Source organism: Streptomyces sp. NPDC046859, assembly GCF_040645135.1.
Lineage (GTDB): Bacteria > Actinomycetota > Actinomycetes > Streptomycetales > Streptomycetaceae > Streptomyces.
Genome location: NZ_JBEYXR010000004.1, coordinates 22,606 through 48,271, shown reverse-complemented (window position 1 = coordinate 48,271; position 25,666 = coordinate 22,606). Strand labels below are relative to the sequence as shown.

Sequence of the window (25,666 nt, the reverse complement as noted above, 5' to 3'; positions counted from 1 at the left end):
GGAGTGCACAGGTGCTGAGAGGTGCGCTGACCAAGTTGGTATGGACCAATTCCCCTGTCAAGGACCGGCGCAGGGATCGGTCCATACCGCTGGTGTGTCTCTACAGGGGCAGGGCCGCCCCGGTCGCGACGGATCCGGGCTGTGCCGGTGCGGGCACCGCCGGCAGCAGGGGGGCCTCCGCCTCGGTGCGCTGCTGGGGGATCGACACCGGGCGCAGTGGTCGCGGACCCGCCACCACCGTGTAGTCCTGTCCCAGGAACGGCGGGGTCACGACGCCCGGGTCCTCGCCGAGCGCCAGTTGCACGGCGAGCCAGGGCACGTTCACCCCGCACAGCGACAGCTGGTGCAGGCCGCCCGCCGGGCGGGTGTTGACGTCCATCAGCACCGGGGTGTCGCCGAACATCCGGAACTGGATGTTGGACAGGTGGTGCAGCCCGAAGCCCTCCGCGACCAGCCGCGCCGGCTCCAGCCACTGCTCCTGGAGCGTGAAGCCGCGCCGGCGCCCGTTCTTGACCCGGCCGATCGCCAGCCGGACCCGGTTGTCCGGCCCGGTGAGGCAGTCCACCGACACCTCGGGCTGCTCCAGGCGCGGCATCACCAGCCAGTCCACCGGCTCCTCGGACCGCCGCAGCGCGTCCAGGACGAGATCGAGCTGGACGTACGGCGTCGGGAAGCCGCTGAGATGCGTCAGCGAGAAGGGGGAGCGGGTGATCATCCGGAAGCCGACCCCGCCCGCGCCGGAGGCCGGCTTGAAGCACGCCCGGTGCCCGCCGGCCTCCAACTCCTCAACAGCATCCAGGAGTTCGTCCGCGTCACGGACCCGGTGCCACGGCGGCACCGGCACGCCGACCGCCTGGACGGCCTCGTACGCGATCACCTTGTCCTGGAAGACGGCCACGGCCTCGGGCGGCGGCGCCAGCAGCGCCGTGCCGACCGCCTCGAACTCCGCGCGGTGCGCGACGATCGCCGCCTGGTGCAGCCGGGGCACGAAGACGTCGATTCCGCGGCGCCGGCACTGCGCGAGGGCGTACTCGACGTATCCGGCGGGGGACAGGCCCTCGGGCTCCAGCTCCGCGGTGTCGGCGGCGGCCAGCACGGGGGAGTCGGCGTCCCCGTGCGTCGCATGGATCTCCACCGCCCGGTCGCTGGGATTTCTGCGGAGCTGATCCATGAAGAACACGTTCTCCGCGTACGTGCGGTTGAGCCAGACGCGTACGCGAGAGACCATGCAGGGCCGTCCTTTCGGGGTGGCGGGCAGGGCGAAGCGGCCCGTGCCCGGGCAGGGAGGAGGGAGGTACACCGAACCGCCCCTGGCGAAGGGGTCGCGGCGGTGGTGTCGGGGCGATCATACGACTTTCAAAGGGTGTCGCGTGCAACGTACGTGTTACGGATTCCCCCACCGTCCACACGCGCGGGGGCGGTCCGGCCGGCCCGCCCTTGTCCCGGGGCACGCTCTGTGTTCTCGTGGTGTCCTTCGGGTGATCGGAAGGGGCGAGGGTGACGACGACGGCCGCGCGGACCGGGCGGTTGCTGGCCGTCAGCGACCTGCACATCGGGTACGACGAGAACCGCGCCCTGGTGGAGGGGATGCGCCCCGGTTCCGACGACGACTGGCTGCTCGTGGCCGGTGACGTGGCGGAGACCGTCGCCGACGTCACCTGGGCGCTCAAGACGCTCGCCGGCCGCTTCGCCAGAGTGGTCTGGGTCCCCGGCAACCACGAGCTGTGGACCCACCCCAGGGACTCCGTCACCCTGCGCGGCGCCGCCCGGTACGACCATCTGGTCGAGGTGTGCCGGGACCTCGGCGTGACCACCCCCGAGGACCCCTACCCCGTCTGGGACGGCCCCGGCGGCCCGGTCGCCGTCGCCCCGCTGTTCCTCCTGTACGACTACTCCTTCCTCCCCGAGGGATGCGCGACCAAGGCGGAGGGCCTCGCGTACGCGCACGGGACCGGCGTCGTCTGCAACGACGAGTACCTGCTGCACCCCGACCCCTACCCGACCCGCGACGCGTGGTGCGCGGCCCGGGTCGCCGCGACCGAACGCCGGCTCGCCGCCCTCCCCGAGGACCTGCCCACCGTCCTCGTCAACCACTACCCGCTGCACCGGCACCCGACGGACGTGCTGTGGTACCCCGAGTTCGCGATGTGGTGCGGCACCGCCCTGACCGCCGACTGGCACCGCCGCTTCCGCGTCGAGGCCATGGTGTACGGCCACCTCCACATCCCCCGGACCACCTGGCACGAGGGCGTCCGCTTCGAGGAGGTCTCGGTCGGCTACCCCCGCGAATGGCGCCGGCGCCCGGAACCCCCGGGCCGGCTGCGGCCCGTGCTGCCCCGCGAGGACGGGGAGGGCCCGGCCCGTTGATCGAGGACCTGCTGACCCCGGCCACCGTCGGCGTCGAGGCGTACGGTGACGAGGAGCACCCGCCGCTTTACCCCGAGGAGGAGGCGGTCGTGGCCCGGGCGGTGGCCAAGCGCCGCCGCGAGTTCGCCGCCGCGCGCTCCTGCGCGCGCCGCGCCATGGAGAAGCTCGGGGTGCCCCCGCGGGCCGTGCTGCCGGGTGAACGCGGCGCCCCCGGATGGCCGCCCGGCCTGGTCGGCAGCATGACCCACTGCGACGGGTACGCCGCCGCCGCGCTGGCCCGCGCCGGCGACCTGGCCTCGCTCGGCATCGACGCCGAGACCCACCAGCCGCTCCCGGACGGGGTGCTGGACGCCGTCGCGCTGCCCGGCGAGGCGGAGCGGCTGCGCCTGCTGGCCGCCGGGCACCCCTCGGTCCACTGGGACCGGCTCCTCTTCAGTGCCAAGGAGTCCGTCTACAAGGCGTGGTTCCCCCTCACCGGGAAGTGGCTGGACTTCTCCGAGGCCGACATCGACGTCCTCGCCGGCGACGGCGATCCGCGCGGCGGGCGGTTCAGCGCCCGGCTCCTCGTGCCCGGCCCGCTGGTCGGCGGGCGCCGGCTCGACCGGTTCGAGGGGCGCTGGACGCTCGGGCGGGGGCTGGTGGCGACAGCGGTGAGCGTGCCGCACACCTGACCCCCGCGCCGGCGGCGTCAGGGCTCGGCCGGGCACCAGGTGCGCAGCAGGTGGAAGAACTCCTCCTCGTGACCCGTCAGCCCCGCGTCGGCCAGCGCCTGTTCGGCCTCGGCGAGGACGGCGGGCGGCACGACGGGTGGTCGGCCCGGTCCGGAGGCACCGTCGAACGCGGCTCGCACGGTGTGCAGGAGCCGCAGGTAGGCCTGGACGGCGGTGCGCTCGCGGTCGGTCAGTACGGCGGTGGGCATCGGTCGGCTCTCCCCGGGTCGGTGTCGTCGCGCCCCGCACGGCGTGGCGCCACCCACCAGCTTGCCGTCCGCCACTGACAACGGCTCCGGCCCGGCCGTCCGTTCGGCCTCCCGGCGCGGGTCAGGGGGTCAGTTCTGCGGACCCAGGTAGCCGAGCGACGCCTCGATGCGGCCCGCCAGATGGTCCCGCTGCCCGCGCGCCGAGGAGACCGCCAGCCAGGTGCGGCACTTGCTGGCCAGCAGCAGGCCGAAGCTCTCGGCCTCCTTCTCCTCCGCCTGGTCGAAGTGGTTGCGGGCGGCGACCTTCAGGACCGCCGAGCGCAGATCCGCCTCGCTGCCGAGCAGCCGGGCCGCCACGGAGGCGCCCTCGACGCTGTGGCGGCAGTGGCCGGCCTTCATGTGCCACAGCTCGTGGCCGAGGATCACCAGCTGGTGGTCGGGCGCGGTGCGCTCCTCGATCACCACGAGGTCCTGGTCGGCCATGTCGAGCCACAGCCCGCTCGCGGTGCCCGGCGGGAAGGCGGCCGTACGGAAGTGGACGGGGCGGCCCCGGCGTCTGCCCATCGCGTCGCACAGCGCGCCGTACAGCGTCTCGGGCGCCGTGGGTGCGGGAAGCGACAGCTCCGCGACCAACTCGCCGCACAGGCGGCGCATTTCCCTACCGATGCCCAATGGTCTCCCGTTCCTCCGGTCACGACTCGGGCCGCTTGACGCTCTCCAGGAGCATGTCCAGCCACTCGGCGACCTTGTCGCGGTGCTGGTCGGTGGGGAGCTGGGCGGCCCGCCAGGCGATGCCGCGCACACCGTGGTCCTGCAGGAGCCGCTCCAGAGGGTCCTCGGCGGCCTGGGCCGCCTCGCGCTCCGCGAGTCTCTGCAGCAGGTCCTGCTCGGTGCGCTGGAGCGCGCCGGCCAGCGCCTCGGGGTCCTCGGCGGTCAGGAAGCCGGCGTGCACCCGGAAGAATCGCTGGATGGCGTCGCAGTGCTCCATGGTGGGCCGCCGGTCGCCGTTGATGAGCGCGCCCGCCTGCTGGCGGGACATGCCGGCGCCGTCGGCGATCTCCTGCTGGGTGTACCTGCGGCCGTTGGGCTTCAGGCGGGTGCGCCGCAGGAGGTCGAGCCGCTGGAGGAAACGGGCCTGCACATCGGGCTCGCCCGCGGGCCGGCCGCTCAGCAGGGCCTTGACCACGGGCTCCGGGACGCCGGAGGCGACGGACAGCCGGCCGGTGTCGAAGACCTCCGTGTGCGGCACGTCGAGCCGGTCGGCGAGCGCGGCGACGCGGGCGACGACGGCGGGCAGCGCGGCCGTCACCGTGGCGCCAGGGCCCTCGAAGCCATCCGTCACCGACAGATCTCCTACGTCTCTCACAGGCTTCTCACAACCTGTTGCCGTGAACTCGACGAAGATTACCGGGTGGTTCGAACGCGCATCCAGGTTCCGCCACAACTGTGGCCAATTTCAGCCGTCAACAGGCGGAGAATGCCACGATAGTTGACATGGCTCGGGCGCGGGCACCAGGATCGGGACGCCGCGTGAAGGCCGCATAGGCAAGAGGGGTGACCTCCCGATGGCATATCAGGCAGGTGGGCAGCGGTCCGTACCGCGGCCCGTCCCCGACCGGCCCGAGGCCCAGGCGTACCTCCGGGACTACGCCGTCCTCGTGGAGGCCGTGCCCTTCCCGTCCGTCGTCGTCGACCACCGCTGGGACGTCGTCCTGGCGAACAGCGCTTTCGCGTCACTTTTCGGCGCCGTGGGCCCGCACCCCGGCGCGATGCCGCACGAGAATTTCCTGCGGTTCGTCCTCTTCCACCCGGACGCCGCCGCCGTCCTCGGCGACCACGAGTCCAGCTGGTGCCTGCCGATGCTGGCCCACCTCGCCGACGCCCTGGAGCGGCACGGCCACGACCACGCGCTCCAGGCCGTCCGCCGCGACATCGCCCAGGACCCCCTCATGGAGGCCGCCTACCGGCAGGGCCTTCCGCACTGGATCCGCGCGGTGGGGGAGCGGGCCGTCGAGGAGGACGGCGCGGTGCGCCCGCTCCACCACCCCGACCCGCGCTGGGGCGCCACCGAGTGCCGGGTGGTCGACGAGACACCCGCGACCCTGCGGGAGCTGGGGTACACGCGGCTGACGCTGGTGCTGCGCGAGGCGCGCCGCGAGCGGGTCAGGGCGCGCGGGGCGCGCCGTGACGCCTCGTATCTCCGTGTGGTGCGCGCGCCCGAGGACTGAACGGGGCACCGTCGGCGTTCAGGTCGCCGACGGCGCCCCGTCAGCACACCCCGCCCCGGGGCGGCCGTTCCCGGGCTCCCGGCCCCCTCTTCCCCGCTGTTCCGCACTGTTCCGCACTGTTCCGTCGCACAGTGGTGTGTGACATAGTACTGGCGTGAGCCAGGGACCGACCTGCGACGTCGTGGTCGTGGGAGCCGGAATCACGGGCGCCGCCTGCGCCCTGTACGCCGCACGGGCCGGACTCGACGTGATCCTCGTCGACCGCGGTCCGGTCGCCGGCGGCACCACGGGCGCCGGCGAGGGCAACATCCTGGTCTCCGACAAGGAACCGGGCCCCGAGCTGGGTCTCGCGCTGCTCTCCGCGCGCCTGTGGCGGGCGCTCGCCGACGAGTTCGGGCGGTCCGTCGAGTACGAGGCGAAGGGCGGCCTCGTCGTGGCGTCCTCCCCGGACGGGCTCGCCGCCCTGGAGCGGTTCGCCGCGGCGCAGCGCGCCGCCGGGGTCACCGCCGAACCCGTCACCGGCACACGCCTGCACGACCTCGAACCCGACCTGGCCCCCGGCATCCCTGGCGGCGTCCACTACCCGCAGGACAGCCAGGTCATGCCCGCCCTCGCCGCCGCCACCCTGGCCCGCGCCGCCCAGGCCCGCCTGCTGACCGGCGTCGCCGTCACCGGCGTCCTGCTCACCCGCGCCGGTGCGGTCCGCGGCGTGCGCACCGACCGGGGCGACCTGCACGCCCCGGCCGTCGTCAACGCGGCCGGCCCCTGGGGCGGCGACCTCGCCGCGCGGGCCGGGGTGCACCTCCCCGTCCTGCCCCGGCGCGGCTTCGTCCTCGTCACCGAACCCCTGCCGCGCCGGATCCGGCACAAGGTGTACGCCGCCGACTATGTGGCCGACGTCGCCAGCGACTCGGCAGCGCTCCAGACCTCCCCGGTCGTCGAGGGCACGGCCGCGGGCCCCGTGCTGATCGGCGCGAGCCGCGAACGCGTCGGCTTCGACCGGACGTTCTCGCTGCCCGTCGTGCGAGCCCTGGCCGCCGGGGCCACCCGGCTCTTCCCGTTCCTCCGGGACGTCCACGCGATACGCGCCTACCTCGGCTTCCGTCCGTACACCCCCGACCACCTGCCCGCCGTCGGCCCCGACCCCCGCGTCCCCGGGCTGCTCCACGCCTGCGGCCACGAGGGCGCCGGCATCGGACTGGCCCCCGCCACCGGCCACCTCGTCGCCCAGGCCCTGACCGGGCGGACCCCCGATCTCGACCTGACGCCGTTCCGCCCCGACCGCTTCGCCGAGGAGGCCGTGTGAGAACCCCTCTGGACCTCGCCGACGCCCACCCGGGCCCCGCCTTCACGGTGACCCTCGACGGCCGGGAGATCCAGGCGCTGCCCGGCCACACCGTCGCCGCCGCCCTCTGGACGGCCGGCGTCACCTCCTGGCGCGGCACCCGCGCCGAGGGCCACCCGCGCGGGGTGTTTTGCGGCATCGGCGTCTGCTTCGACTGCCTGGTCACCGTCAACGACCGCCCCAACCAGCGGGCCTGCCTGCTGCCGCTGCGCCCCGGCGACGCGATCCGCACCCAGGACGGGACGGGCCACGATGCCTGACCGCGCCCCCGCATCCCCGGCCCCGCACCTCGCCGTCGTGGGCGCCGGACCCGCCGGGCTCGCCGCGGCCCTCGCCGCCGCCGCGCGAGGCGTACGGGTCACCCTCCTGGACGCGGCCCCGCAGACCGGCGGCCAGTTCCACCGGCGGCCCGCCGAAGCGCTCGGCGCCCGCAGACCCCAGGCGCTGCACCACCGGTGGCGCACGGCGGAGCGGCTCAGGGAGGGACTGGAGGCTCACGTCCGGGCCGGTACCGTACGGCATCTGGCGGATCATCATGTCTGGTGCGCCGAGCCGGGGCCCGGCACCGGATTCACCGTGCACGCGCTGCGCGGACCCGGACAGCGCGACCCCGCCGAGGTGTGCGCCGACGCCCTCGTCCTCGCCACCGGCGGCTACGAGAAGGTCCTGCCCTTCCCCGGCTGGACCCTCCCCGGGGTCGTCACCGCGGGCGGCGCCCAGGCCATGCTCAAGGGCGCCCTGGCCGTGTCCGGCCGCACCGCCGTCGTCGCCGGCACCGGCCCGCTGCTGCTCCCGGTCGCGGCCGGGCTCGCCGCGGCCGGCGTCACCGTGGCCGCGCTCGTGGAGTCCGCCGCCCCGAAGGCCCTCCTGCGGCGCGCGCCCGTATGGGCGGCCCACCCCGCCAAGCTCGCCGAAGGCGCCGGGTACGCGGCCGCGTTGCTGCGCCACCGCGTGCCGGTCCTCACCCGGCACACCGTCGCCGAGGCGCACGGCACCGACCGGCTGGAGGCCGTCACCGTCGCCGCCCTCGACGCCGACGGGCGCGTCCGGCCCGGCACCGCGCGGCGCATCCCCTGCGCGACCCTCGCCGCCGGTCACGGCATGCTGCCGCAGACCGACCTCGCCGGGACGCTCGGCTGCCGACTCGACGGCCTCGCCGTGCGCGTCGACGCCGAGCAGCGCACGGACGTGCCCGGTGTGTGGGCCGCGGGGGAGGCCACCGGCATCGGCGGCGCCGAACTCTCGCTCGCCGAGGGGCACATCGCGGGACGGTCCGCGGCGGCCCGCCTGCACGGCACACGGCCCGACCCCGCCGCCTGGGCGCGGGCCGCCCGCGCGCGGGACCGGCTGCGGGCCTTCGCCGCCGCGCTGGACGCCGTGTACGCGCCGCCGGCGCACTGGACCGAGCAGGTCACCGACGACACGACCGTCTGCCGCTGTGAGGAGGTCACGGCCGGCGCCGTCCGGGAGGCCGTGGCGGAGCTCGGCGCGGGCGACGTCCGCACGGTGAAGCTGCTGACCCGGGCCGGGATGGGCTGGTGCCAGGGCCGGATGTGCGCCCCGGCGGTCGCCGGGCTCACCGGCTGTGCCCTCACCCCGTCCCCCAGGCCGTTCGCCCGCCCCGTCCCCCTCGGGGTGCTCGCACGGCGGCCGGACCACCGCGACGACATGTCACACCCCACTGGGAGGGAATCCGGATGACCGCCACCGAGCACCGCCCCTGGCACGGCGTCCTCGTCGCCACCGCGCTGCCGCTCGACGACGGCCTGCGCGTCGACCACGGCCGCTACGCCGAGCACTGCGCCTGGCTCGTCGACAACGGCTGCGACGGCGTCGTCCCCAACGGCTCGCTGGGGGAGTACCAGGTGCTCACCCCCGAGGAACGCGCGAAGGTCGTCGAGACGGCGGTGTCGGCCGTCGGCGGCGCACGCGTGATGCCCGGCATCGCCGCGTACGGCTCGGCCGAGGCCCGGCGCTGGGCCGAGCAGGCGCGTGACGCGGGCTGCGCCTCCGTGATGCTGCTGCCGCCGAACGCGTACCGCGCCGACGAGCGTTCGGTGCTCGCGCACTACGCGGAGGTCGCGAAGGCGGGCGTGCCGATCGTGGCGTACAACAACCCCGTCGACACCAAGGTCGACCTGGTGCCCGAACTGCTCGCCAGGCTGCACGCCGAGGGGCACATCCACGCGGTGAAGGAGTTCTCCGGCGACGTCCGCCGTGCCTACCGCATCGCCGAACTCGCCCCCGAACTGGACCTGTTGATCGGCGCTGACGACGTCCTGCTGGAACTGGCCCTGGCCGGCGCCAAGGGCTGGGTCGCCGGGTACCCGAACGCGCTGCCCCGGGCGTCGGTGCGGCTGTACTGGGCCGCCGTCTCGGGTGATCTGGACACCGCCAAGGAGCTGTACGCGCAGTTGCATCCGCTGCTGCGCTGGGACTCCCGGGTGGAGTTCGTCCAGGCCATCAAGCTGTCCATGGACGTCGTGGGCCGCCACGGGGGGCCCGTACGCCCGCCGCGCGTCCCGCTGCTGCCCGAGCAGGAGGCCGCCGTGCGGGCGGCCACGGAGAAGGCCGTCGCGGCCGGATGGGCGTAGGGGACCATGCGCAGCAAGCTCGTCCTGCACGCCGTCGACTCGCACACCGAGGGTATGCCCACCCGGGTCGTCACAGGAGGCGTCGGCACCGTCCCCGGCGCGACGATGAACGAACGGCGCCTGTACTTCCGGCAGCACCGCGACCACATCAAGCGGCTGCTGATGAACGAGCCGCGCGGGCACGCCGCCATGAGCGGCGCGATCCTCCAGCCGCCCACCCGCCCCGACTGCGACTGGGGCGTGATCTACATCGAGGTGTCGGGCTATCTGCCGATGTGCGGGCACGGCACCATCGGCGTGGCGACCGTGCTGGTGGAGACCGGCATGGTCGAGGTGGTGGAGCCGGTCACCACGATCCGGCTGGACACCCCGGCCGGCGTCGTCGTCGCCGAGGTGGCCGTCGAGGACGGCGCCGCGAAGGAGGTCACCCTGCGGAACGTGCCGTCCTTCGCCGTCGCCCTCGACCGCCGCGCCACCCTCGCCGACGGCCGCACGGTGACCTACGACCTGGCGTACGGCGGCAACTTCTACGCGATCCTGCCGCTGGAGGAGTTCGGTCTGCCCTTCGACCGCTCCCGCAAGGACGACATCCTCGCCGCCGGGCTCGCGTTGATGGAGGCGGTCGACGCCGAGGACGGGCCCGTCCACCCGGAGGACCCGTCCATCCGCGGCCTGCACCACGTCCACTTGGTCGCCTCCGGCTCCACCGCCCGGCACTCCCGGCACGCCATGGCCATCCACCCGGGCTGGTTCGACCGCTCGCCGTGCGGGACGGGCACCAGCGCGCGCATGGCGCAGCTCCACGCGCGCGGTGAACTCCCGCTGCACACCGAGTTCGTGAACGAGTCGTTCATCGGCACCCGCTTCACCGGCCGTCTTCTCGGCACCACGCGGGTGGGCGATCATCCCGCCGTGCTGCCCAGCTTCACCGGCCGCGCCTGGATCACGGGCACCGCGCAGTACCTGCTCGATCCCACGGACCCGTTCCCGGAGGGGTTCGTGCTGTAGCGGCGGGGTGAAGTGGGGCCGCGAGGATAATGAGGCCGGTACCGCGTGACATTGCACAGCCCGAGGAGACATCGCATGGCCGCCCAGCGCACCGGCGCCCCGTCCACCGCCGCCCCGGCGCTGCCCTCCCTGGGCGGCCGCAGGAGCAGCTACCGGGAGCGGGTCGCCGACGCCCTGCGGGCCGCGCTGATCGCCGGGGAGCTGCGGCCCGGCGAGGTCTACTCGGCGCCCGGGCTCGCCGCCCGCTTCGGCGTCTCGGCGACCCCGGTGCGCGAAGCCATGCTCGACCTGGCCAAGGAGGGCCTGGTCGACACGGTGCCCAACAAGGGGTTCCGGGTCACCGCGGTGTCCGAGAGGCAGCTCGACGAGTACACGCACATCCGCGCGCTCATCGAGATCCCGACGGTCGTGGAACTGGCCGCCACCGCCGACGCGGTGTCCCTGGAGGCGCTGCGGCCCGCCGCCCGGGAGATCGTCCGGGCGGCGGGCGCCGGTGACCTCATCGCGTACGTGGAGGCCGACACGCGCTTCCACCTCGGTCTGCTCGCCCTCGCCGGGAACACCCACCTCGTCGAGGTCGTCCGGGACCTGCGCATGCGCTCCCGGCTCTACGGGCTGACGGCGCTGGTCGAGGCCGGCCGGCTGCCGGCGTCCGCCGAGGAGCACCTGGAACTCCTCGACGCGCTGCTCGCCCGGGACGAGCGGGCGGTGCGGGAGGTCATGACCCGGCACCTGGACCACGTCCGCGGCGTGTGGGCGGCGCGCGACGAGGACTGACCCGTACGCAAGCAGTTTGCAATTCTTGCGCTATTCTTGCGCGCATGACGCGACGACTTGCTGAAGTGGCGAAGAAGGTCGGGGTCAGCGAGGCCACGGTCAGCCGGGTGCTCAACGACAAGCCCGGTGTCTCCGAGGCCACCCGGCAGGCGGTGCTCTCCGCCCTGGACGTGCTCGGCTACGAGCGCCCCACCCAGCTGCGCGGGGAACGCGCGCGGCTGGTCGGCCTGGTGCTGCCCGAACTGCAGAACCCGATCTTCCCGGCGTTCGCCGAGGTGATCGGCGGGGCGCTGGCCCAGCTGGGACTCACCCCCGTGCTGTGCACGCAGACCAAGGGCGGTGTCTCCGAGGCCGACTACGTCACGCTGCTGCTGCAGCAGCAGGTCTCCGGGGTGGTCTTCGCCGGCGGCCTGTACGCGCAGGCGGACGCGCCGCACGACCACTACAAGGAACTCGCCGACCGCAACATCCCGGTGGTGCTGGTCAACGCGGCCATCGAGCACCTGGGCTTCCCGGCCGTCTCCTGCGACGACGCCGTCGCGGTGGAGCAGGCGTGGCGGCACCTGGCCTCGCTGGGCCACGAGCGCATCGGGCTGGTGCTGGGCCCGGGCGACCACGTGCCGTCGGCGCGCAAGCTGGCGGCCGCCCGGGGGATCGCCGCCGAGCTGCCCGAGGAGCGCGTGGCGCGGGCGATCTTCTCGATCGAGGGCGGGCACGCGGCCGCCTCCCGGCTGATCGACCGGGGCGTCACCGGCATCATCTGCGCGAGCGACCCGCTGGCCCTGGGTGCCGTACGGGCCGCGCGGCGCAAGGGACTCGACGTCCCGTCGGAGATCTCGGTCGTCGGCTACGACGACTCGGCGTTCATGAACTGCACCGAGCCCCCGCTCACCACCGTCCGGCAGCCGATCGAGGCCATGGGCCGGGCGGCCGTCGAGCTGCTGAACGCGCAGATCGCGGGCACTCCCGTCCCGGCGGAGGAGCTGCTCTTCGAGCCCGAGTTGGTGGTGCGCGGCTCCACGGCGCAAGCGCCCCGCCGCTGACCTGCGGCCTCGCGCGCAGGGCCGTCATCGGCAACCGACCCGCTGTCTAAAAATTGCAAATCTCGCGCGACATCTTGCGGTTGGATGTCGACGGTGCTTGAGTGTGCGGCGCCCACCGCTCCATGCCCAGAGGGGTCCACCGATGAGAAGCACCGGGTTCCGCCGTACCTTTGCCGCGCTGAGCGTCTGTTCGCTCGCCCTCGCCGCGTCCGCCTGCGGTTCGGGCGGCGACGACTCGGCGAGCGGCAAGACCCGCATCACGGTCAACTGCATGCCGCCCAAGAGCGCCGAGGTCGACCGCAAGTTCTTCGAGCAGGACGTCGCCGACTTCGAGCGGCAGAACCCGGACATCGACGTCGTGCCCCACGACGCGTTCCCCTGCCAGGACCCGAAGACGTTCGACGCCAAGCTCGCCGGCGGGCAGATGGAGGACGTCTTCTACACGTACTTCACCGACGCCCGCCACGTCGTCGACATCGACCAGGCGGCCGACCTCACGCCGTACGTCAAGGAACTGAAGAGCTACGACACCATCCAGCAGCAGCTGCGTGACATCTACACCGTCGACGGCAAGGTCTACGGCGTCCCGCGCACCGGCTACTCGATGGGCCTGATCTACAACAAGGCGCTCTTCGCGAAGGCGGGCCTCGACCCCGACAAGCCCCCGGCCACCTGGGACGAGGTCCGCACCGCGGCCAAGAGGATCGCCGGCCTCGGCGGCGGCACCGTCGGCTACGCCGACTACAGCGCCCAGAACCAGGGCGGCTGGCACTTCACCGCCGAGCTGTACTCCCAGGGTGGCGACGTCGTCAGCCCCGACGGCAAGAAGGCCACCGTCGACTCGCCCGAGGGCCGCGCCGTCCTGCAGGCCCTCCACGACATGCGGTGGAAGGACGAGTCGATGGGCAGCAAGCAGCTGCTCGTCATCAACGACGTCCAGCAGATGATGGGCTCCGGCAAGCTCGGCATGTACCTCGCCGCCCCCGACAACATCCCGATCCTCGTCAAGGAGAAGGGCGGGAACTACAAGGACCTGGCCCTCGCCCCCATGCCCGGCGGCAAGGGCACCCTCATCGGCGGCGACGGCTACATGTTCAGCAAGAAGGCCCGCCCCGAGCAGATCCGCGCCGGTCTGAAGTGGCTCGACCACATGTTCCTCACCCCCGGCGACGGCTTCCTCGGCGACTACGCCCGCGCCAAGAAGAACGACGCCCCCGTGGGCCTGCCCGAACCCCGCCTGTTCACCGGCGCCGCCGACGCCAAGGACCAGGAGGTCAAGAAGGCCAACGCCAACGTCCCGGTGGAGAACTACCAGGCGTTCCTCGACGGCAACCAGAACCTGGACATGAAGATCGAGCCGCCGAGCGCCCAGCAGATCTACTCGGTCCTCGACGGTGTCGTCTCCGCCGTCCTCACCAAGGAGGACGCCGACATCGACCAGCTCCTCGAGGACGCGTCCGGCAAGATCGACGGAATTCTGGACCGGGGCTGACGCACCATGACCGACACGGCTCAGCGACGGACCGTCGCGAAGGTCGCGGTACGCCCCGTGCAGGCGCCGCCCCCGGCAGGGGACCGGAGGCGGCGCCGCCTCGCCGACCAGGCCCGCGCCTACGGCTTCCTCGTCGGCGGCCTCGTCTGCTTCGCCCTGTTCTCCTGGTACCCGGCGATCCGCGCGGTCGTGATCGCCTTCCAGAAGTACACGCCCGGCGGTGAGCCCGAGTGGGTCGGCACCGCCAACTTCACCCGCGTCTTCGACGACCCGGAGTTCACGGCGGCCTGGCGCAACACGCTCACCTTCACCGTGCTCGCCCTGCTGATCGGCTTCGCGATCCCCTTCGTGCTCGCCCTGGTCCTCAACGAACTCCGGCACGCCAAGGCGTTCTTCCGGGTCGTGGTCTACCTGCCGGTGATGATTCCGCCGGTGGTCAGCGCCCTGCTGTGGAAGTGGTTCTACGACCCGGGCACCGGGCTCGCCAACGAGGCGCTGCGCTTTCTGCACCTGCCGACCTCGAACTGGTCCAACGGCGCCGACACCGCGCTGGTCTCCCTGGTCGTCGTCGCCACCTGGGCCAACCTGGGCGGCACCGTGCTCATCTACCTCGCGGCGCTCCAGTCCATCCCCGGGGAGCTGTACGAGGCCGCCGAGCTCGACGGCGCGAACCTGCTGCAACGCGTCCGGCACGTCACGATCCCGCAGACCCGGTTCGTGATCCTGATGCTGATGCTCCTTCAGATCATCGCCACCATGCAGGTGTTCACCGAACCCTTCGTGATCACCGGCGGCGGCCCGGAGAACGCCACGGTCACCGTCCTCTACCTGATCTACAAGTACGCCTTCCTCTACAACGACTTCGGCGGCGCCTGCGCCCTGAGCGTGATGCTCCTCGTGCTCCTCGGCGCCTTCTCCGCCGTGTACCTGCGACTGACCCGCACCGAAGGGGAGAGCGCATGAGCACCCGGACCCTCCTCTCGCCGGCCGCCCTGGCCCGGCCGCGCGGCAAGGCCGCCTACTGGACCGTGTTCACCGGCACCGTCCTGCTGTTCGTGATCGCGTTCCTGTTCCCCGTCTACTGGATGGTCACGGGTGCGGTGAAGTCGGCGGACGAGGTCGCCAGGACCCCGCCGACCCTGGTCCCGGAACGCTGGCACGTCAGCGGCTACACCGGCGCCTGGGACCTGATGCAGCTGCCCACCCACCTGTGGAACACCGTCGTCCAGGCCGCCGGCGCCTGGCTGTGCCAGCTGGTGTTCTGCACGGCCGCCGCCTACGCGCTGTCCAAGCTGCGGCCCGCCTTCGGCAAGGTGATCCTGGGCGGCATCCTCGCCACCCTCATGGTCCCCGCCCAGGCGCTCGTCGTGCCGAAGTACCTGACCGTGGCCGACCTCGGGCTGCTCAACGACCCCGTGGCGATCTGGCTGCCGGCCGTCGCCAACGCCTTCAACCTCTACCTGCTCAAGCGGTTCTTCGACCAGCTCCCGCGCGATGTGCTGGAGGCCGCCGAGATGGACGGCGCCGGCCGGCTGCGCACCCTGTGGTCGATCGTGCTGCCGATGTCCCGGCCGGTCCTCGGCGTGGTCTCGATCTTCGCCCTGGTCGCCGTCTGGCAGGACTTCCTCTGGCCGCTGATGGTGTTCTCCGACACCGGCAAGCAGCCCATCAGCGTCGCACTCGTCCAGCTCTCGCAGAACATCCCGCTGACCGTACTCATCGCCGCGATGGTCATCGCGAGCGTCCCCATGGTCGCGATGTTCCTCGCCTTCCAGCGGCACATCATCGCGGGGATCGGCGCGGGCAGCACCAAGGGCTGACGTCCCCACCCCCCGGACGCCCTCCCCCTCCCGACAGAAAGGGCCACACCGTGGCACAGTCCCGTCCTGCCGCCGCACCGTGGTGGCGCTCCGCCGTCATCTACCAGGTCTACGTCCGCAGCTTCGCGGACGGCGACGGCGACGGCACCGGCGACCTCGCGGGCGTCCGCGCCCGGCTGCCGTACCTCGCCGAACTCGGCGTGGACGCGCTGTGGTTCACGCCCTGGTACGTCTCCCCGCTGAAGGACGGCGGCTACGACGTCGCCGACTACCGGGCCATCGACCCGGCCTTCGGCACCCTCGCCGAGGCGGAGAAGCTCATCGCCGAGGCCGGTGAGCTCGGCATCCGCACGATCGTCGACATCGTGCCCAACCACGTCTCCGACCAGCACCCCTGGTTCCGTGCCGCGCGTGAGGCCGGACCCGGCAGCCCCGAGCGCGAGCTGTTCCACTTCCGGCCCGGACACGGCCCCGACGGCTCGCTCCCGCCCAACGACTGGCCGTCGGAGTTCGTCGGCTCGACCGACCCCGTCTGGACGAGGCTGCCCGACGGCGAGTGGTACCTGCACCTGTTCACCCCCGAACAGCCCGACCTCAACTGGGCCCACCCGGCGGTCCGGCAGGAACACGAGGACATCCTGCGGTTCTGGTTCGAGCGGGGGGTGGCCGGCGTCCGCATCGACTCCGCCGCACTGCTCGCCAAGGACCCGGAGCTGCCCGACCTCGCCTCCGCCCCCGACCCGCACCCCTACGTCGACCGCGACGACCTCCACGACATCTACCGCTCCTGGCGGGCCGTCGCCGACGAGTACGACGGCGTCTTCGTCGGCGAGGTCTGGCTGCCCGACCCCGAACGCTTCGCCCGCTATCTGCGCCCCGACGAACTGCACACCGCCTTCAACTTCTCCTTCCTGTCCTGCCCGTGGGACGCGGAGCGGCTGCGGACCTCGATCGACACCACCCTCGCCGAGCACGCCCCGGTGGGCGCCCCTGCCACCTGGGTGCTGTGCAACCACGACGTCACCCGCACGGTCACCCGGTACGGCCGCGCCGACACCGGCTTCGACTTCGCCACCAAGGAGTTCGGCACCCCCACCGACCTCGCCCTCGGCACCCGCCGCGCCCGCGCCGCCGCGCTGCTGTCCCTGGCCCTGCCCGGCTCCGTCTACCTCTACCAGGGCGAGGAACTGGGCCTGCCCGAGGCGGACATCCCGCTCGACCGGATCGAGGACCCGATGCACGCCCGCTCCGGCGGCACCGACCCGGGCCGGGACGGCTGCCGCGTGCCGCTGCCCTGGGCGGCCGGAGAGCCGTACGCGGGCTTCGGCGCCCAGGCGGAGCCGTGGCTGCCGCAGCCCGAGGGCTGGGCCGCGTACGCCGCCGACCGCCAGGCCGCCGACCCGGGCTCCATGCTCACCCTGTACCGCCGGGCCACCGCCCTGCGCCCGGAGTTCGGCGACGGACCGCTGACCTGGCTGCCGTCGCCCGACGGTGTGCTCGCCTTCACCCGGACCTCCGGCACCCTGTGCGTGGTCAACCTGTCGGACACCCCCGCCGACCTGCCCGCGCACCGCGAACTCCTGCTGAGCAGCGGCCCGCTGGACCCCGAAGGCCGGCTGCCCCAGGACACCGCGGTCTGGCTGCGCGCCTGAGACCGCGTCCCGCTGTCCCGCACCCCCCACGAAGGGATCGGCCCATGCACCTCACCCCCACGAGTGTCAGGCTCATGCCAGTTGCGGTGGCCGTCGCGCTCGCCGCCGGCCTGGTCACCGCCACCGCCCCCGCCGCCCACGCGGCGGCCGGCGCCGACCTCCCGTTCACCTCCGTGGAGGCCGAGTCCGCCACCACGACCGGCACCACGATCGGCCCGGACGTCACTCAGGGCACGCTCGCCTCCGAGGCGTCCGGACGCAGGGCCGTACGCCTCGGCGCCGGCCAGCGCGTCGAGTTCACCGTCCCGCGCGCGGCCAACGCCGTGAACGTCGCCTACAGCGTCCCCGACGGCCAGTCCGGCACGCTCGACGTCTACGTCAACGGCCAGAAGCTCTCCCGCACCCTCGCGGTCACGTCGAAGTACTCGTACGTCGACACCGGCTGGATCACCGGCTCGAAGACGCACCACTTCTACGACAACGCGCGGCTGCTGCTCGGCCGGGACGTGCGGGCCGGCGACAAGGTGGCCTTCCAGGCCACCGGCGTCCAGGTCACCGTCGACGTCGCCGACTTCGAGCAGGTCGCCGGCGCGGCGGGACAGCCCGCCGGATCGGTCTCCGTCGTCTCCAAGGGGGCCGACCCCAGCGGCCAGGGCGACTCCACCCGGGCCTTCCGGGACGCCATCGCCGCCGCCCAGGGCGGGGTGGTGTGGATCCCGCCGGGGGAGTACCGGCTGACGTCGTCGCTCAGCGGCGTGCAGAACGTGACCCTCCAGGGGGCCGGGCACTGGCACTCGATCGTGCGCTCGTCCCGGACGTCCCCGCCCTTCGCCGCCTGGATCTGCTCGTACACCCGGGTGCGCAGGCCGGCGAAGCGCGGATCCACGCGGGTGTGCAACTGGTCGCGCCCGGCGGGCAGATCGACCGTGAGCTGCTCACGGACGACGGTCGGGGACGCGGACAGCACGATCACCCGCTGACCCGCCGTCCCTCCAGAAGCACCTCGCCGCCGGTCGGCGTGAGCAGCCCGGCCACGCACTTCAGCGTAGTGCGCGACCTCACCCAGCGGGAAGGTGGAAGCTTCTACCAGTGCGGCCGGCTGGACAGGCAGGAGCAGCCGAGTTCCAGCACGCGCGGGGTGAGCCGGAAGCGCCTGCCGCCCCCGCTGGACGTGGCCCGGGGTCCGCGAGGGCGGCGGCGGCGGGCGGGCGCGGATGGGGCCGCGGGCCGGGGCGTTCACAGGTCGAGGAGCAGCCGCCGCCCCCGGCACCGCGACACACAGATCATCATCGTCTCGCCGCTCGCCTGCTCCTCGGCGGTCAGCACGGAGTCCCGGTGGTCGGGCGTGCCGTCGAGGACGTCGGTCTCGCAGGTGCCGCACGTGCCCTCGGTGCAGGAGTACAGCACCTCGACACCCGCGGCCCGCACCGCGTCCAGCACGGAGACGCCGGGCCCGACCGTGACCGTCAGGCCGCTGCGGGCCAGTTCCACCTCGAACTCCGCGTTCCTCGCCGGGGGTTGCTCCCGCGGCTGGAACCGCTCGACGCGCAGGGCGCTCGCCGGGCAGCGCTCCTCGACGGCGTCCAGCAGGGGACCGGGACCGCAGCAGTAGACGAGGGTGCCCTCGGTGAGGCTGGCCAGCACCGAGCCGAGGTCCAGCGGACCGCCCTCGTCCTGCGGCGCCAGGGTGACCCGCCCGCCGTACGGCGCCAGCTCCGCCGTGAACGCCATGGACCGGCGGGTGCGGCCGCCGTACAGCAGGCTCCAGTCGGCGCCCGCCGTCTCGGCCGCGGCCAGCATGGGCAGGATCGGGGTGATGCCGATACCGCCCGCGACGAACCGGTAGGCGCGCGCGGGTTCCAGCCGGAAGCGGTTGCGCGGACCGCGCACCCGCACCTTGTCGCCCGCCCTCAGCCGCTCGTGCACCTGGGCGGACCCGCCGCGCCCGCCGGGCTCGCGCAGGACCGCGATGCGCCACCGCGTCCGGTCCGCCGGGTCGCCGCACAGCGAGTACTGCCGCTCCAGTCCCGGCCCGAGCAGCAGGTCGATGTGGGCGCCGGGCTCCCAGGCGGGCAGCGGCCCGCCCGACGGGTCGCGCAGGAGGAGGGCGAGCACCCCGTCGGCCGCGGGCTCCGTCCGCTCGACGGCGAGTTCGGCCTCGTACGCCTCCGTCACGAGTCGTCCTCCGGCACCCGGTGCCCCCGCGGGTGGGCGAGCATCCACTCCCACATCCGCACCGGGTCCTCGGCGTGGTGCTCCCGGCCGCAGTGGCAGGTCCCGTGCAGCAGGTCGGTGCCCGGCACCCAGTCGACCCGGTACACCTCCCCGGTGCCGCCGCTCACCGCACCTTCTCCTCGGGCTTGGCGCCCTCCTCGACCAGCCGGGCGAGGATGCGGCGCGCGGCCAGCCCGCCGGTGTCGATGTTGATGCTGAGCTCCTGGTAGCCGTGCCGCTCGGTGCCGAGGGTGCGCTGGAGCAGGTCGAGGGCGTCCACGTCCTGCATCACCACGGTGTGGTTGCCGGCGCGTAGGAACTCGGTGACCTCGGCGTCCTCGGTCGCCCAGTCCCGGGACACCGCCCAGAAGTCGTACACCGTCCCGTCCCCGGAGGGCGTGATGGCGTAGGTGATCTCGGTGTGGAAGGCGTCCGGATCGCTGCCGTCCGGCCGGGGCAGCACGCCGACCGGCGCGACCCGGCTGTGCAGCAGGTAGAGGCAGGGGGCGTGGTACTCGATGTCCTGCCAGCGGGTGATGCGGCCCTCGATCCCGGTCGAACGGGCGTAGAACGGCGGGCACTCGGCGTCGTCCATGTGCCGGCTCACCCGCACGATGCCCGCCCCCTCGTCCACCTCGGTGGTGATCGGCGTCTCGGCGACCTCGGGGGTGCCGATGTGACCGCCGTGCAGATAGGTCTCGTGGGAGAGGTCGAGGAGGTTGTCGACCAGCAGGCCGTAGTCGCAGCCGATGGGCTCCATCCCGCGCACGGTGACCCAGCCCGGCGCGTCCAGGTGCCGGGCGCGCGGGATGCCGGCCGGGTCGGCCAGTTCCGGGTCGCCGATCCACACCCAGATCAGCGAGTCCTGCTCGACCACCGGGTACGAGGCCACACGGGCCGTGCGCGGCACGCGCTTCTGCCCGGGCACGTACACGCACGTCCCGGTCGTGTCGTACGTGAACCCGTGGTACCCGCACACGACGCGGTCCCCGTCGAGCCGCGTCGGCGCCTCGGACAGCGGATACCGGCGGTGCACACACCGGTCGTGCAGCACGACCGGCCTTCCCTCGTCCTCGGTGCGGTAGAGCACGAGCGTCTCCCCGCAGACGCTCCGCCCGAGCAACTCCCGCCCCACCTCGTGGCTGTAGGCGGCGACGTACCACTGGTTCCTGGCGAACGCGGTCATGTGCGGCATGGCAGCGGCTCCCGTCTAGGTGTCGTGGCGACATCGTCGGGAAGGGGCCCCGGCGGGGGCAACAGGGCTTCCGCCTCACGGAAGCGGACCGGGAGGAGCCGCCGCACCCCGCGTACCCCTGACCTTCACACGCGTGCCATCGCACCCTTCCCCGCCGTTCGGTGCCCCTGGAACACTCCTGTCGCGCGCGTTGTCACCGATCGGCCGGCTCACCCTCACGATGGGAAGAGGTCTTCCACCCATGCCCGAAGTCAACCGGCGCAGATTCCTCCAGATCGCGGGCGCCACCACGGCGTTCAGCGCTCTGTCGAGCAGCATCCAGCGGGCCGCCGCGCTCCCGGCGCACCATCGCACGGGCTCCCTGGAGGACGTCGAGCACATCGTCGTCCTGATGCAGGAGAACCGTTCCTTCGATCACTACTTCGGCACCCTGCGCGGTGTCCGCGGCTTCGGCGACCCCCGCCCGGTCCGGCGGGACGACGGCAAGACCGTCTGGCACCAGTCGGACGGCGTCAAGGACGTCCTGCCGTTCCACCCGGACGCCGACGACCTCGGCATGCGGTTCCTGGAGGGCCTGCCGCACGGCTGGTCCGACGGGCACCAGGCGTACAACGGCGGCAAGTACGACCGGTGGGTCCCCGCCAAGGGCACCACGACGATGGCCTACCTGACCCGCGAGGACATCCCCTTCCACTACGCCCTCGCCGACGCGTTCACCGTCTGCGACGCCTACCACTGCTCGTTCATCGGCTCGACCGACCCCAACCGCTACTACCTGTGGAGCGGCCACACGGGCAACGACGGCACCGGTGGCGGCCCGGTCCTCGGCAACGACGAACTCGGCTACGGCTGGACGACGTACCCCGAGCGGCTGGAGCGGGCCGGGGTGTCCTGGAAGATCTACCAGGACATCGGCGACGGCCTCGACGCGGCCGGCTCCTGGGGCTGGATCGACGACGCCTACCGCGGCAACTACGGCGACAACTCCCTGCTGTACTTCACCAAGTACCGTGAGGCCCGGCCCGGCGACCCCTGGTACGACAAGGCCCGCACGGGCACGGACGCCAAGGCCGGGGACGGCTACTTCGACCGGCTGCGCGCCGACGTCGAGGCCGGCACCCTGCCGCAGGTCTCCTGGATCGCCGCCCCGGAGGCGTTCTCCGAGCACTCCAACTGGCCCGCGAACTACGGCGCCTGGTACATCGCGCGAGTCCTCGACGCCCTCACCTCGAACCCGGAGGTCTGGTCGAAGACGGCGCTGTTCATCACCTACGACGAGAACGACGGCTTCTTCGACCACGTCGTGCCGCCGCTGCCCCCGAAGGACGCCTCCCGGGGCCGCTCGACGGCCGACGTCTCGCTGGACGTCTACGCCGGCGACGCTGGCCGGCCGGCCGGGCCCTACGGCCTCGGCCCGCGGGTGCCGATGCTGGTCGTCTCGCCGTGGAGCAAGGGCGGCTACGTCTGCTCCGAGACCTTCGACCACACCTCGATCCTGCGGTTCATGGAGCGCCGCTTCGGTGTCGGGGAGCCGCAGATCTCACCGTGGCGGCGGGCCGTCTGCGGCGATCTGACCTCGGCGTTCGACTTCTCGCGCAAGGACAGCCGCCCCGCCGGGCTGCCGGGGACGGACGCCTACGAGCCGCCGGACCGGCTGCGGCACCCCGACTACCGTCCGACGCCCCCCGCCGAGGCGGGCATGCCCCGGCAGGAGCGCGGGCTGCGGCCCACCCGGCCGCTGAAGTACGCCCCGCACGTGGACGGCCGCGTCGACGCGGCGGCCGGCACGTTCGGGCTGGCGTTCGCCTCCGGCGCCAGGGCGGGCGCCGCCTTCCACGTCACCTCGGGCAACCGCACCGACGGCCCGTGGACGTACACCACCGAGGCCGGCAAGAGCATCACGGGCACCTGGGACTCGGCGGCCTCGAACGGCTCGTACGACCTCACCGTGCACGGCCCGGCCGGGTTCTTCCGCGCCTTCCGGGGCGCGAACGCGGTGGCCGGTCCCGAGGTCACCGCCCGACACCACGGCGACGGCGTCGAGCTGACCTTCACCAACGCGGGCAGGTCCGGCGTCCGGCTGCGGATCGCCGACGGGTACGGCGGCCGCACCGTCACGGTGACCGTGCGGCCCGGCGCCACCGTGCGCCGCACGTTCGGTCTCGCGGCGAGCCGCCGCTGGTACGACCTGACCGTCACGGCCGAGGGCGATCGCGCCTTCCTGAGGCGCCTCGCCGGTCACGTCGAGAACGGGCGGCCGGGCGTGAGCGACCCGGCGACGCTCACCGCGTAGCCGGGTCCGGCTCACAAGGGGGTGAGGTGCCCCGGACCGGGCTGCCGGGGCACCACCACCCGCTCCGGGGCCGCCGACTCGGGCCCCAGGGCCAGGACGGCGGCCACGGGGTGCGCCTCGTCCGCGGACTCCGCCGCGGCCGGGACGGCCGCGGGGTGCGCGTTGTCGGCGGATTCCGCCGCGGTCGCGGGGCCGGCCGGTGCGGGCGCGGCGCGGGTGAGCAGCACCACACCCCAGGACGCCAGGCCCGCCCCGGCCAGCGCGGCCAGCACACCGGCCGGGCCGCCCCGCAGCCGTTCGCCGAGCAGGACGAGGCCGATCACGGCCGCCGCGAGCGGGTTGGCGAGGGTGACCACCGCGAGCGGGGCGCCGAGACCGCCCCGGTAGGCGGTCTGCGACAGCAGCAGTCCGCTCGCCGCGAGCGAGGCCACCAGCACGGCCACGCCCGTGACCTGGAGGCTGAGCAGCGGGGCGGAGTGGTCGGTGGCGGCCACCGTCACCGTCTGGGTGAGCGCCGAGGCGACCCCGGAGGCGAAGCCGGACGCGGTCGCGTGCCGCAGGCCCGGCCGGGCGCCCGGCCACGCCAGCAGACCGGTCAGGGCCACGGTGACCGCCGCGACCCCGATCGCCTCGGGAGTGCTCAGCACGTCGTCGGGCGCCGACCCGGACGCCGTCACGAGGATCGCGGCCAGACCGGTCAGCGTCAGAGCCGTGCCGCGCCACTCGACGGCGCCGACCCGGCGGCCCGCCAGGCGCGCGCCGAGCGGCACCGCGGCCACCAGCGTGAGCGCGCCGAGCGGCTGCACGACCGTCAGCGGGCCGTACTTGAGGGCTATGACGTGCAGGAGGGCACCGGTGGCGTTGAGCAGCACCGTCCCCCACCAGGCGCCCGAGCCCAGCAGCCGCACCAGGCCGGAGCCGGCGCTGCGGGAGGCCAGCCGCTCCTGGGCGACGGCGGCGGTGGCGTAGGCGACGGCGGAGACCAGGGACAGCGCGACGGCGAGCGCGGTGGCGGTCATCGTCCCGCTCCCACGAGGACGGCGTCCCGGCCGGCGGCCTCGCCCCTGCGGGGTGCCGGCAGGAGCCGTCCGGCGCCCCCGCCGGCCGTGGTGGCCGTGCGGCCGGGGCGGGGGAGCAGCGCGAACGCGAGGCCCAGCAGGACCGTCGCCGCGAGCGCGTCGAGCCAGTAGTGGTTGGCCGTGCCCACGATGACCAGCAGGGTCAGCGCGGGATGCAGCAGCCACAGCAGGCGCCAGCGCGACCGGGTGACCGCGATCAGGCCGAGCGCCACCATCAGGGCCCAGCCGAAGTGCAGCGACGGCATCGCCGCGAACTGGTTGGAGAGCCTGTCGCTCTGCGGCGGGCCGTACACGGAGGGGCCGTAGAGGCGGGCGGTGTCGAGCAGCCCGGTCGCGGCGAGCATGCGCGGCGGGGCGAGCGGGAACGCCAGGTGCAGCAGCAGGGCGGCGCCGGTGACGGCCGTCAGGACCCGGCGGGCCCAGACGTAGTGCGCGGGGCGCCGCAGGTACAGCCAGACCAGGAAGGCCAGGGTGGCCGGGAAGTGGACGGTCGCGTAGTAGGTGTTGGCCACCCGCACGAGGGTGTCGCCGTGCAGCAGGAGGTGCTGCACCGCGCCCTCGCCGGGCAGGTGGACGGCGCGTTCCATGTCCCACAGCCGGTCCGCGTTGCGGAAGGCCTCGACGGTGTGGCCGGTCGCCAGTCGGCGGCCGGCCTTGTAGGCGAGGAAGAACCCCGCCACGAGCAGGAGTTCGCGGACCAGCGGTGGCCGCGGTGGTGCGGCCTGCTCCTGGGAAGGCTCGGTGCGGGCATTCATCCCCCGGCCCCTTCGCTGACGTAGGTGGTGCTGGGCGAGCTTGTCGGGCTGGGGACTGCTCCGGCTCGGCACACTCATCGGTACGTGCCCGTTCCGAAACGGACCTGTACCGATACGCCACTGTACCGATACGCCGGCGTTCCGGTACAGTGGCGTATCGATAGATGTGCGACACACTGGAGGGCGGGCCCCTCCGACGGTGGGCGCCGCACCCGGAGCGAGGAGACGAGCAGATGACGTCGCAGGCCGCGGACGGACCGGACACGGTCGCCGCCTCGCGCCGCTCCAAGCTCACGCGGGAGCGTGAGCAGGAGTTCTTCGACGCCGTCCTCGACCAGATCCGCGCCTGCGGCTACGACTCCGTCACGATGGAGGGCGTCGCCGCCAGCACCCGGTGCAGCAAGGCCACGCTCTACCGGCAGTGGCGGACCAAGCCGCAGTTCGTCGCGGCCGCCCTGCGGGCCAGCCGGCAGACCCGCTTCGACGGGATCGACACCGGCACCCTCGCCGACGACCTGAGGGAGGCCGCCCGCGCGGCGGGCGCCTGGTCGGCCAAGGACACCCGGCTGCTGCAGGCCCTCGGCCACGCCGTCACCCAGGACCCGGAGCTCAGGACGGCGCTGCGCGAGGCGCTCATCGACCCCGAGATCGACGCGCTCAAGCAGATCCTGCTCCGCGGGGTCGAGCGGGGCGAGGTGCCCGCCGACCATCCGGCGCTCGACTACATCCCCGCCCAGATCTTCGGGGTGCTGCGGGCCCGTCCCGTCCTGGAGGGCAAGGACGCCGACCCCGAGTACATCGTCCGGTTCGTGGAGGCCGCGGTGCTGCCCACGCTCGGACTCACCTGAGACCCAGGCCGCCGTCCGCGGGATGACCGGACGGCGA

At 73.5% G+C, this 25,666-nt stretch carries 25 protein-coding genes and 1 pseudogene; 17 read left to right on the top strand and 9 right to left on the bottom strand.

From position 1 onward, the window contains the following. Positions 1-100 precede the first annotated feature (100 nt). Complete coding sequence (locus tag ABZ899_RS06670) at positions 101-1,228, bottom strand: ATP-grasp domain-containing protein (protein ID WP_361341707.1); 1,128 nt, start codon at positions 1,226-1,228, stop codon at positions 101-103. A gap of 269 nt (positions 1,229-1,497) precedes the next feature. Between ABZ899_RS06670 and ABZ899_RS06665 the strand changes: the two genes are divergently transcribed. Beyond that, complete coding sequence (locus ABZ899_RS06665; protein ID WP_361341704.1) at positions 1,498-2,367, top strand: metallophosphoesterase; 870 nt, start codon at positions 1,498-1,500, stop codon at positions 2,365-2,367. Beyond that, the gene (locus tag ABZ899_RS06660; RefSeq protein WP_361341701.1) at positions 2,364-3,038 is read left to right on the top strand and encodes a 4'-phosphopantetheinyl transferase superfamily protein; all 675 of its coding nucleotides are present in this window, start codon (positions 2,364-2,366) and stop codon (positions 3,036-3,038) included. The genes ABZ899_RS06665 and ABZ899_RS06660 overlap by 4 nt, the downstream gene beginning before the upstream one ends. 17 nt (positions 3,039-3,055) lie before the next feature. Here the strand turns inward: ABZ899_RS06660 and ABZ899_RS06655 are convergent, their stop codons facing one another. From ABZ899_RS06655 to ABZ899_RS06645, 3 genes are all read right to left on the bottom strand, one after another. Then, positions 3,056-3,286 carry a hypothetical protein gene (locus ABZ899_RS06655; protein WP_062665447.1) on the bottom strand — a complete coding sequence of 77 codons (231 nt, stop codon included), beginning with the start codon at positions 3,284-3,286 and terminating at the stop codon, positions 3,056-3,058. 129 nt (positions 3,287-3,415) lie between these two features. Then, positions 3,416-3,940, bottom strand: a complete 525-nt coding sequence (locus ABZ899_RS06650) for a toxin-antitoxin system, toxin component (RefSeq protein WP_361342486.1) — start codon at positions 3,938-3,940, stop codon at positions 3,416-3,418. A 37-nt stretch (positions 3,941-3,977) separates the two neighbouring features. Further along, positions 3,978-4,628, bottom strand: a complete 651-nt coding sequence (locus ABZ899_RS06645) for a helix-turn-helix transcriptional regulator (RefSeq protein ID WP_361341698.1) — start codon at positions 4,626-4,628, stop codon at positions 3,978-3,980. Positions 4,629-4,851: 223 nt separating this feature from the next. Here ABZ899_RS06645 and ABZ899_RS06640 point away from each other — a divergent pair, with 223 nt between their 5' ends. From ABZ899_RS06640 to ABZ899_RS06580, 13 genes and pseudogenes are all read left to right on the top strand, one after another. Then, positions 4,852-5,514, top strand: a complete 663-nt coding sequence (locus ABZ899_RS06640; protein WP_361341695.1) for a hypothetical protein — start codon at positions 4,852-4,854, stop codon at positions 5,512-5,514. A 154-nt stretch (positions 5,515-5,668) separates the two neighbouring features. After that, positions 5,669-6,820, top strand: coding sequence for an FAD-binding oxidoreductase (locus ABZ899_RS06635; RefSeq protein WP_361341692.1), 1,152 nt, complete (start codon positions 5,669-5,671; stop codon positions 6,818-6,820). Then, on the top strand, positions 6,817-7,119 hold the full coding sequence (locus ABZ899_RS06630) for a (2Fe-2S)-binding protein (protein ID WP_361341690.1): 303 nt from the start codon (positions 6,817-6,819) through the stop codon (positions 7,117-7,119). Before ABZ899_RS06635 ends, ABZ899_RS06630 begins: the two co-directional genes overlap by 4 nt. Then, a complete protein-coding gene (locus ABZ899_RS06625) occupies positions 7,112-8,560 on the top strand; it encodes an NAD(P)/FAD-dependent oxidoreductase (RefSeq protein ID WP_361341688.1) in 1,449 nt (482 codons plus the stop codon). Before ABZ899_RS06630 ends, ABZ899_RS06625 begins: the two co-directional genes overlap by 8 nt. Continuing rightward, complete coding sequence (locus ABZ899_RS06620) at positions 8,557-9,453, top strand: dihydrodipicolinate synthase family protein (protein ID WP_361341685.1); 897 nt, start codon at positions 8,557-8,559, stop codon at positions 9,451-9,453. Before ABZ899_RS06625 ends, ABZ899_RS06620 begins: the two co-directional genes overlap by 4 nt. Positions 9,454-9,459: 6 nt before the next feature. After that, positions 9,460-10,461, top strand: coding sequence for a proline racemase family protein (locus ABZ899_RS06615; RefSeq protein WP_361341683.1), 1,002 nt, complete (start codon positions 9,460-9,462; stop codon positions 10,459-10,461). A 75-nt stretch (positions 10,462-10,536) separates the two neighbouring features. Continuing rightward, on the top strand, positions 10,537-11,238 hold the full coding sequence (locus tag ABZ899_RS06610; RefSeq protein WP_361341681.1) for a GntR family transcriptional regulator: 702 nt from the start codon (positions 10,537-10,539) through the stop codon (positions 11,236-11,238). Between the two features lie 44 nt (positions 11,239-11,282). Next, positions 11,283-12,281: a LacI family DNA-binding transcriptional regulator gene (locus ABZ899_RS06605; RefSeq protein WP_361341678.1), complete on the top strand. Its 999-nt coding sequence runs from the start codon at positions 11,283-11,285 to the stop codon at positions 12,279-12,281. A 142-nt stretch (positions 12,282-12,423) separates the two neighbouring features. Then, positions 12,424-13,773 carry a sugar ABC transporter substrate-binding protein gene (locus ABZ899_RS06600; RefSeq protein WP_361341676.1) on the top strand — a complete coding sequence of 450 codons (1,350 nt, stop codon included), beginning with the start codon at positions 12,424-12,426 and terminating at the stop codon, positions 13,771-13,773. Positions 13,774-13,779: 6 nt separating this feature from the next. Beyond that, positions 13,780-14,736 carry a sugar ABC transporter permease gene (locus tag ABZ899_RS06595; RefSeq protein WP_361341673.1) on the top strand — a complete coding sequence of 319 codons (957 nt, stop codon included), beginning with the start codon at positions 13,780-13,782 and terminating at the stop codon, positions 14,734-14,736. After that, positions 14,733-15,593 (top strand): carbohydrate ABC transporter permease, encoded by an 861-nt coding sequence (locus tag ABZ899_RS06590; RefSeq protein WP_361341670.1) that lies wholly within the window; start codon positions 14,733-14,735, stop codon positions 15,591-15,593. The genes ABZ899_RS06595 and ABZ899_RS06590 overlap by 4 nt, the downstream gene beginning before the upstream one ends. Before the next feature lie 50 nt (positions 15,594-15,643). Continuing rightward, positions 15,644-17,245, top strand: coding sequence for a glycoside hydrolase family 13 protein (locus ABZ899_RS06585; RefSeq protein ID WP_361341667.1), 1,602 nt, complete (start codon positions 15,644-15,646; stop codon positions 17,243-17,245). A 44-nt stretch (positions 17,246-17,289) separates the two neighbouring features. Beyond that, a pseudogene (locus ABZ899_RS06580) lies at positions 17,290-18,060 on the top strand (glycosyl hydrolase family 28-related protein); the annotation flags it as partial. A gap of 421 nt (positions 18,061-18,481) precedes the next feature. Here ABZ899_RS06580 and ABZ899_RS06575 read toward each other — a convergent pair. Genes ABZ899_RS06575 through ABZ899_RS06565 form a run of 3 tightly spaced genes read right to left on the bottom strand, consistent with a single transcriptional unit; the run spans position 18,482 to position 20,654 of the window. Then, the gene (locus tag ABZ899_RS06575; protein ID WP_361341665.1) at positions 18,482-19,420 is read right to left on the bottom strand and encodes a PDR/VanB family oxidoreductase; all 939 of its coding nucleotides are present in this window, start codon (positions 19,418-19,420) and stop codon (positions 18,482-18,484) included. Further along, positions 19,417-19,587: a hypothetical protein gene (locus ABZ899_RS06570; protein ID WP_361341663.1), complete on the bottom strand. Its 171-nt coding sequence runs from the start codon at positions 19,585-19,587 to the stop codon at positions 19,417-19,419. The genes ABZ899_RS06575 and ABZ899_RS06570 overlap by 4 nt, the downstream gene beginning before the upstream one ends. Then, positions 19,584-20,654, bottom strand: a complete 1,071-nt coding sequence (locus ABZ899_RS06565; RefSeq protein ID WP_361341660.1) for an aromatic ring-hydroxylating dioxygenase subunit alpha — start codon at positions 20,652-20,654, stop codon at positions 19,584-19,586. The genes ABZ899_RS06570 and ABZ899_RS06565 overlap by 4 nt, the downstream gene beginning before the upstream one ends. Positions 20,655-20,895: 241 nt before the next feature. On the opposite strand from ABZ899_RS06565, the gene ABZ899_RS06560 reads away from it, so the two are divergent. Beyond that, positions 20,896-22,947, top strand: coding sequence for a phosphocholine-specific phospholipase C (locus ABZ899_RS06560; protein ID WP_361341657.1), 2,052 nt, complete (start codon positions 20,896-20,898; stop codon positions 22,945-22,947). A gap of 11 nt (positions 22,948-22,958) precedes the next feature. Here the strand turns inward: ABZ899_RS06560 and ABZ899_RS06555 are convergent, their stop codons facing one another. Then, entirely contained in the window at positions 22,959-23,966 is a 1,008-nt protein-coding gene (locus tag ABZ899_RS06555) for a hypothetical protein (RefSeq protein WP_361341654.1), read from the bottom strand. Further along, on the bottom strand, positions 23,963-24,781 hold the full coding sequence (locus ABZ899_RS06550) for a phosphatase PAP2 family protein (RefSeq protein ID WP_361341651.1): 819 nt from the start codon (positions 24,779-24,781) through the stop codon (positions 23,963-23,965). The genes ABZ899_RS06555 and ABZ899_RS06550 overlap by 4 nt, the downstream gene beginning before the upstream one ends. A 233-nt stretch (positions 24,782-25,014) precedes the next feature. Between ABZ899_RS06550 and ABZ899_RS06545 the strand changes: the two genes are divergently transcribed. Continuing rightward, positions 25,015-25,629, top strand: a complete 615-nt coding sequence (locus tag ABZ899_RS06545) for a TetR/AcrR family transcriptional regulator C-terminal ligand-binding domain-containing protein (protein WP_361341648.1) — start codon at positions 25,015-25,017, stop codon at positions 25,627-25,629. Positions 25,630-25,666: the final 37 nt, after the last annotated feature.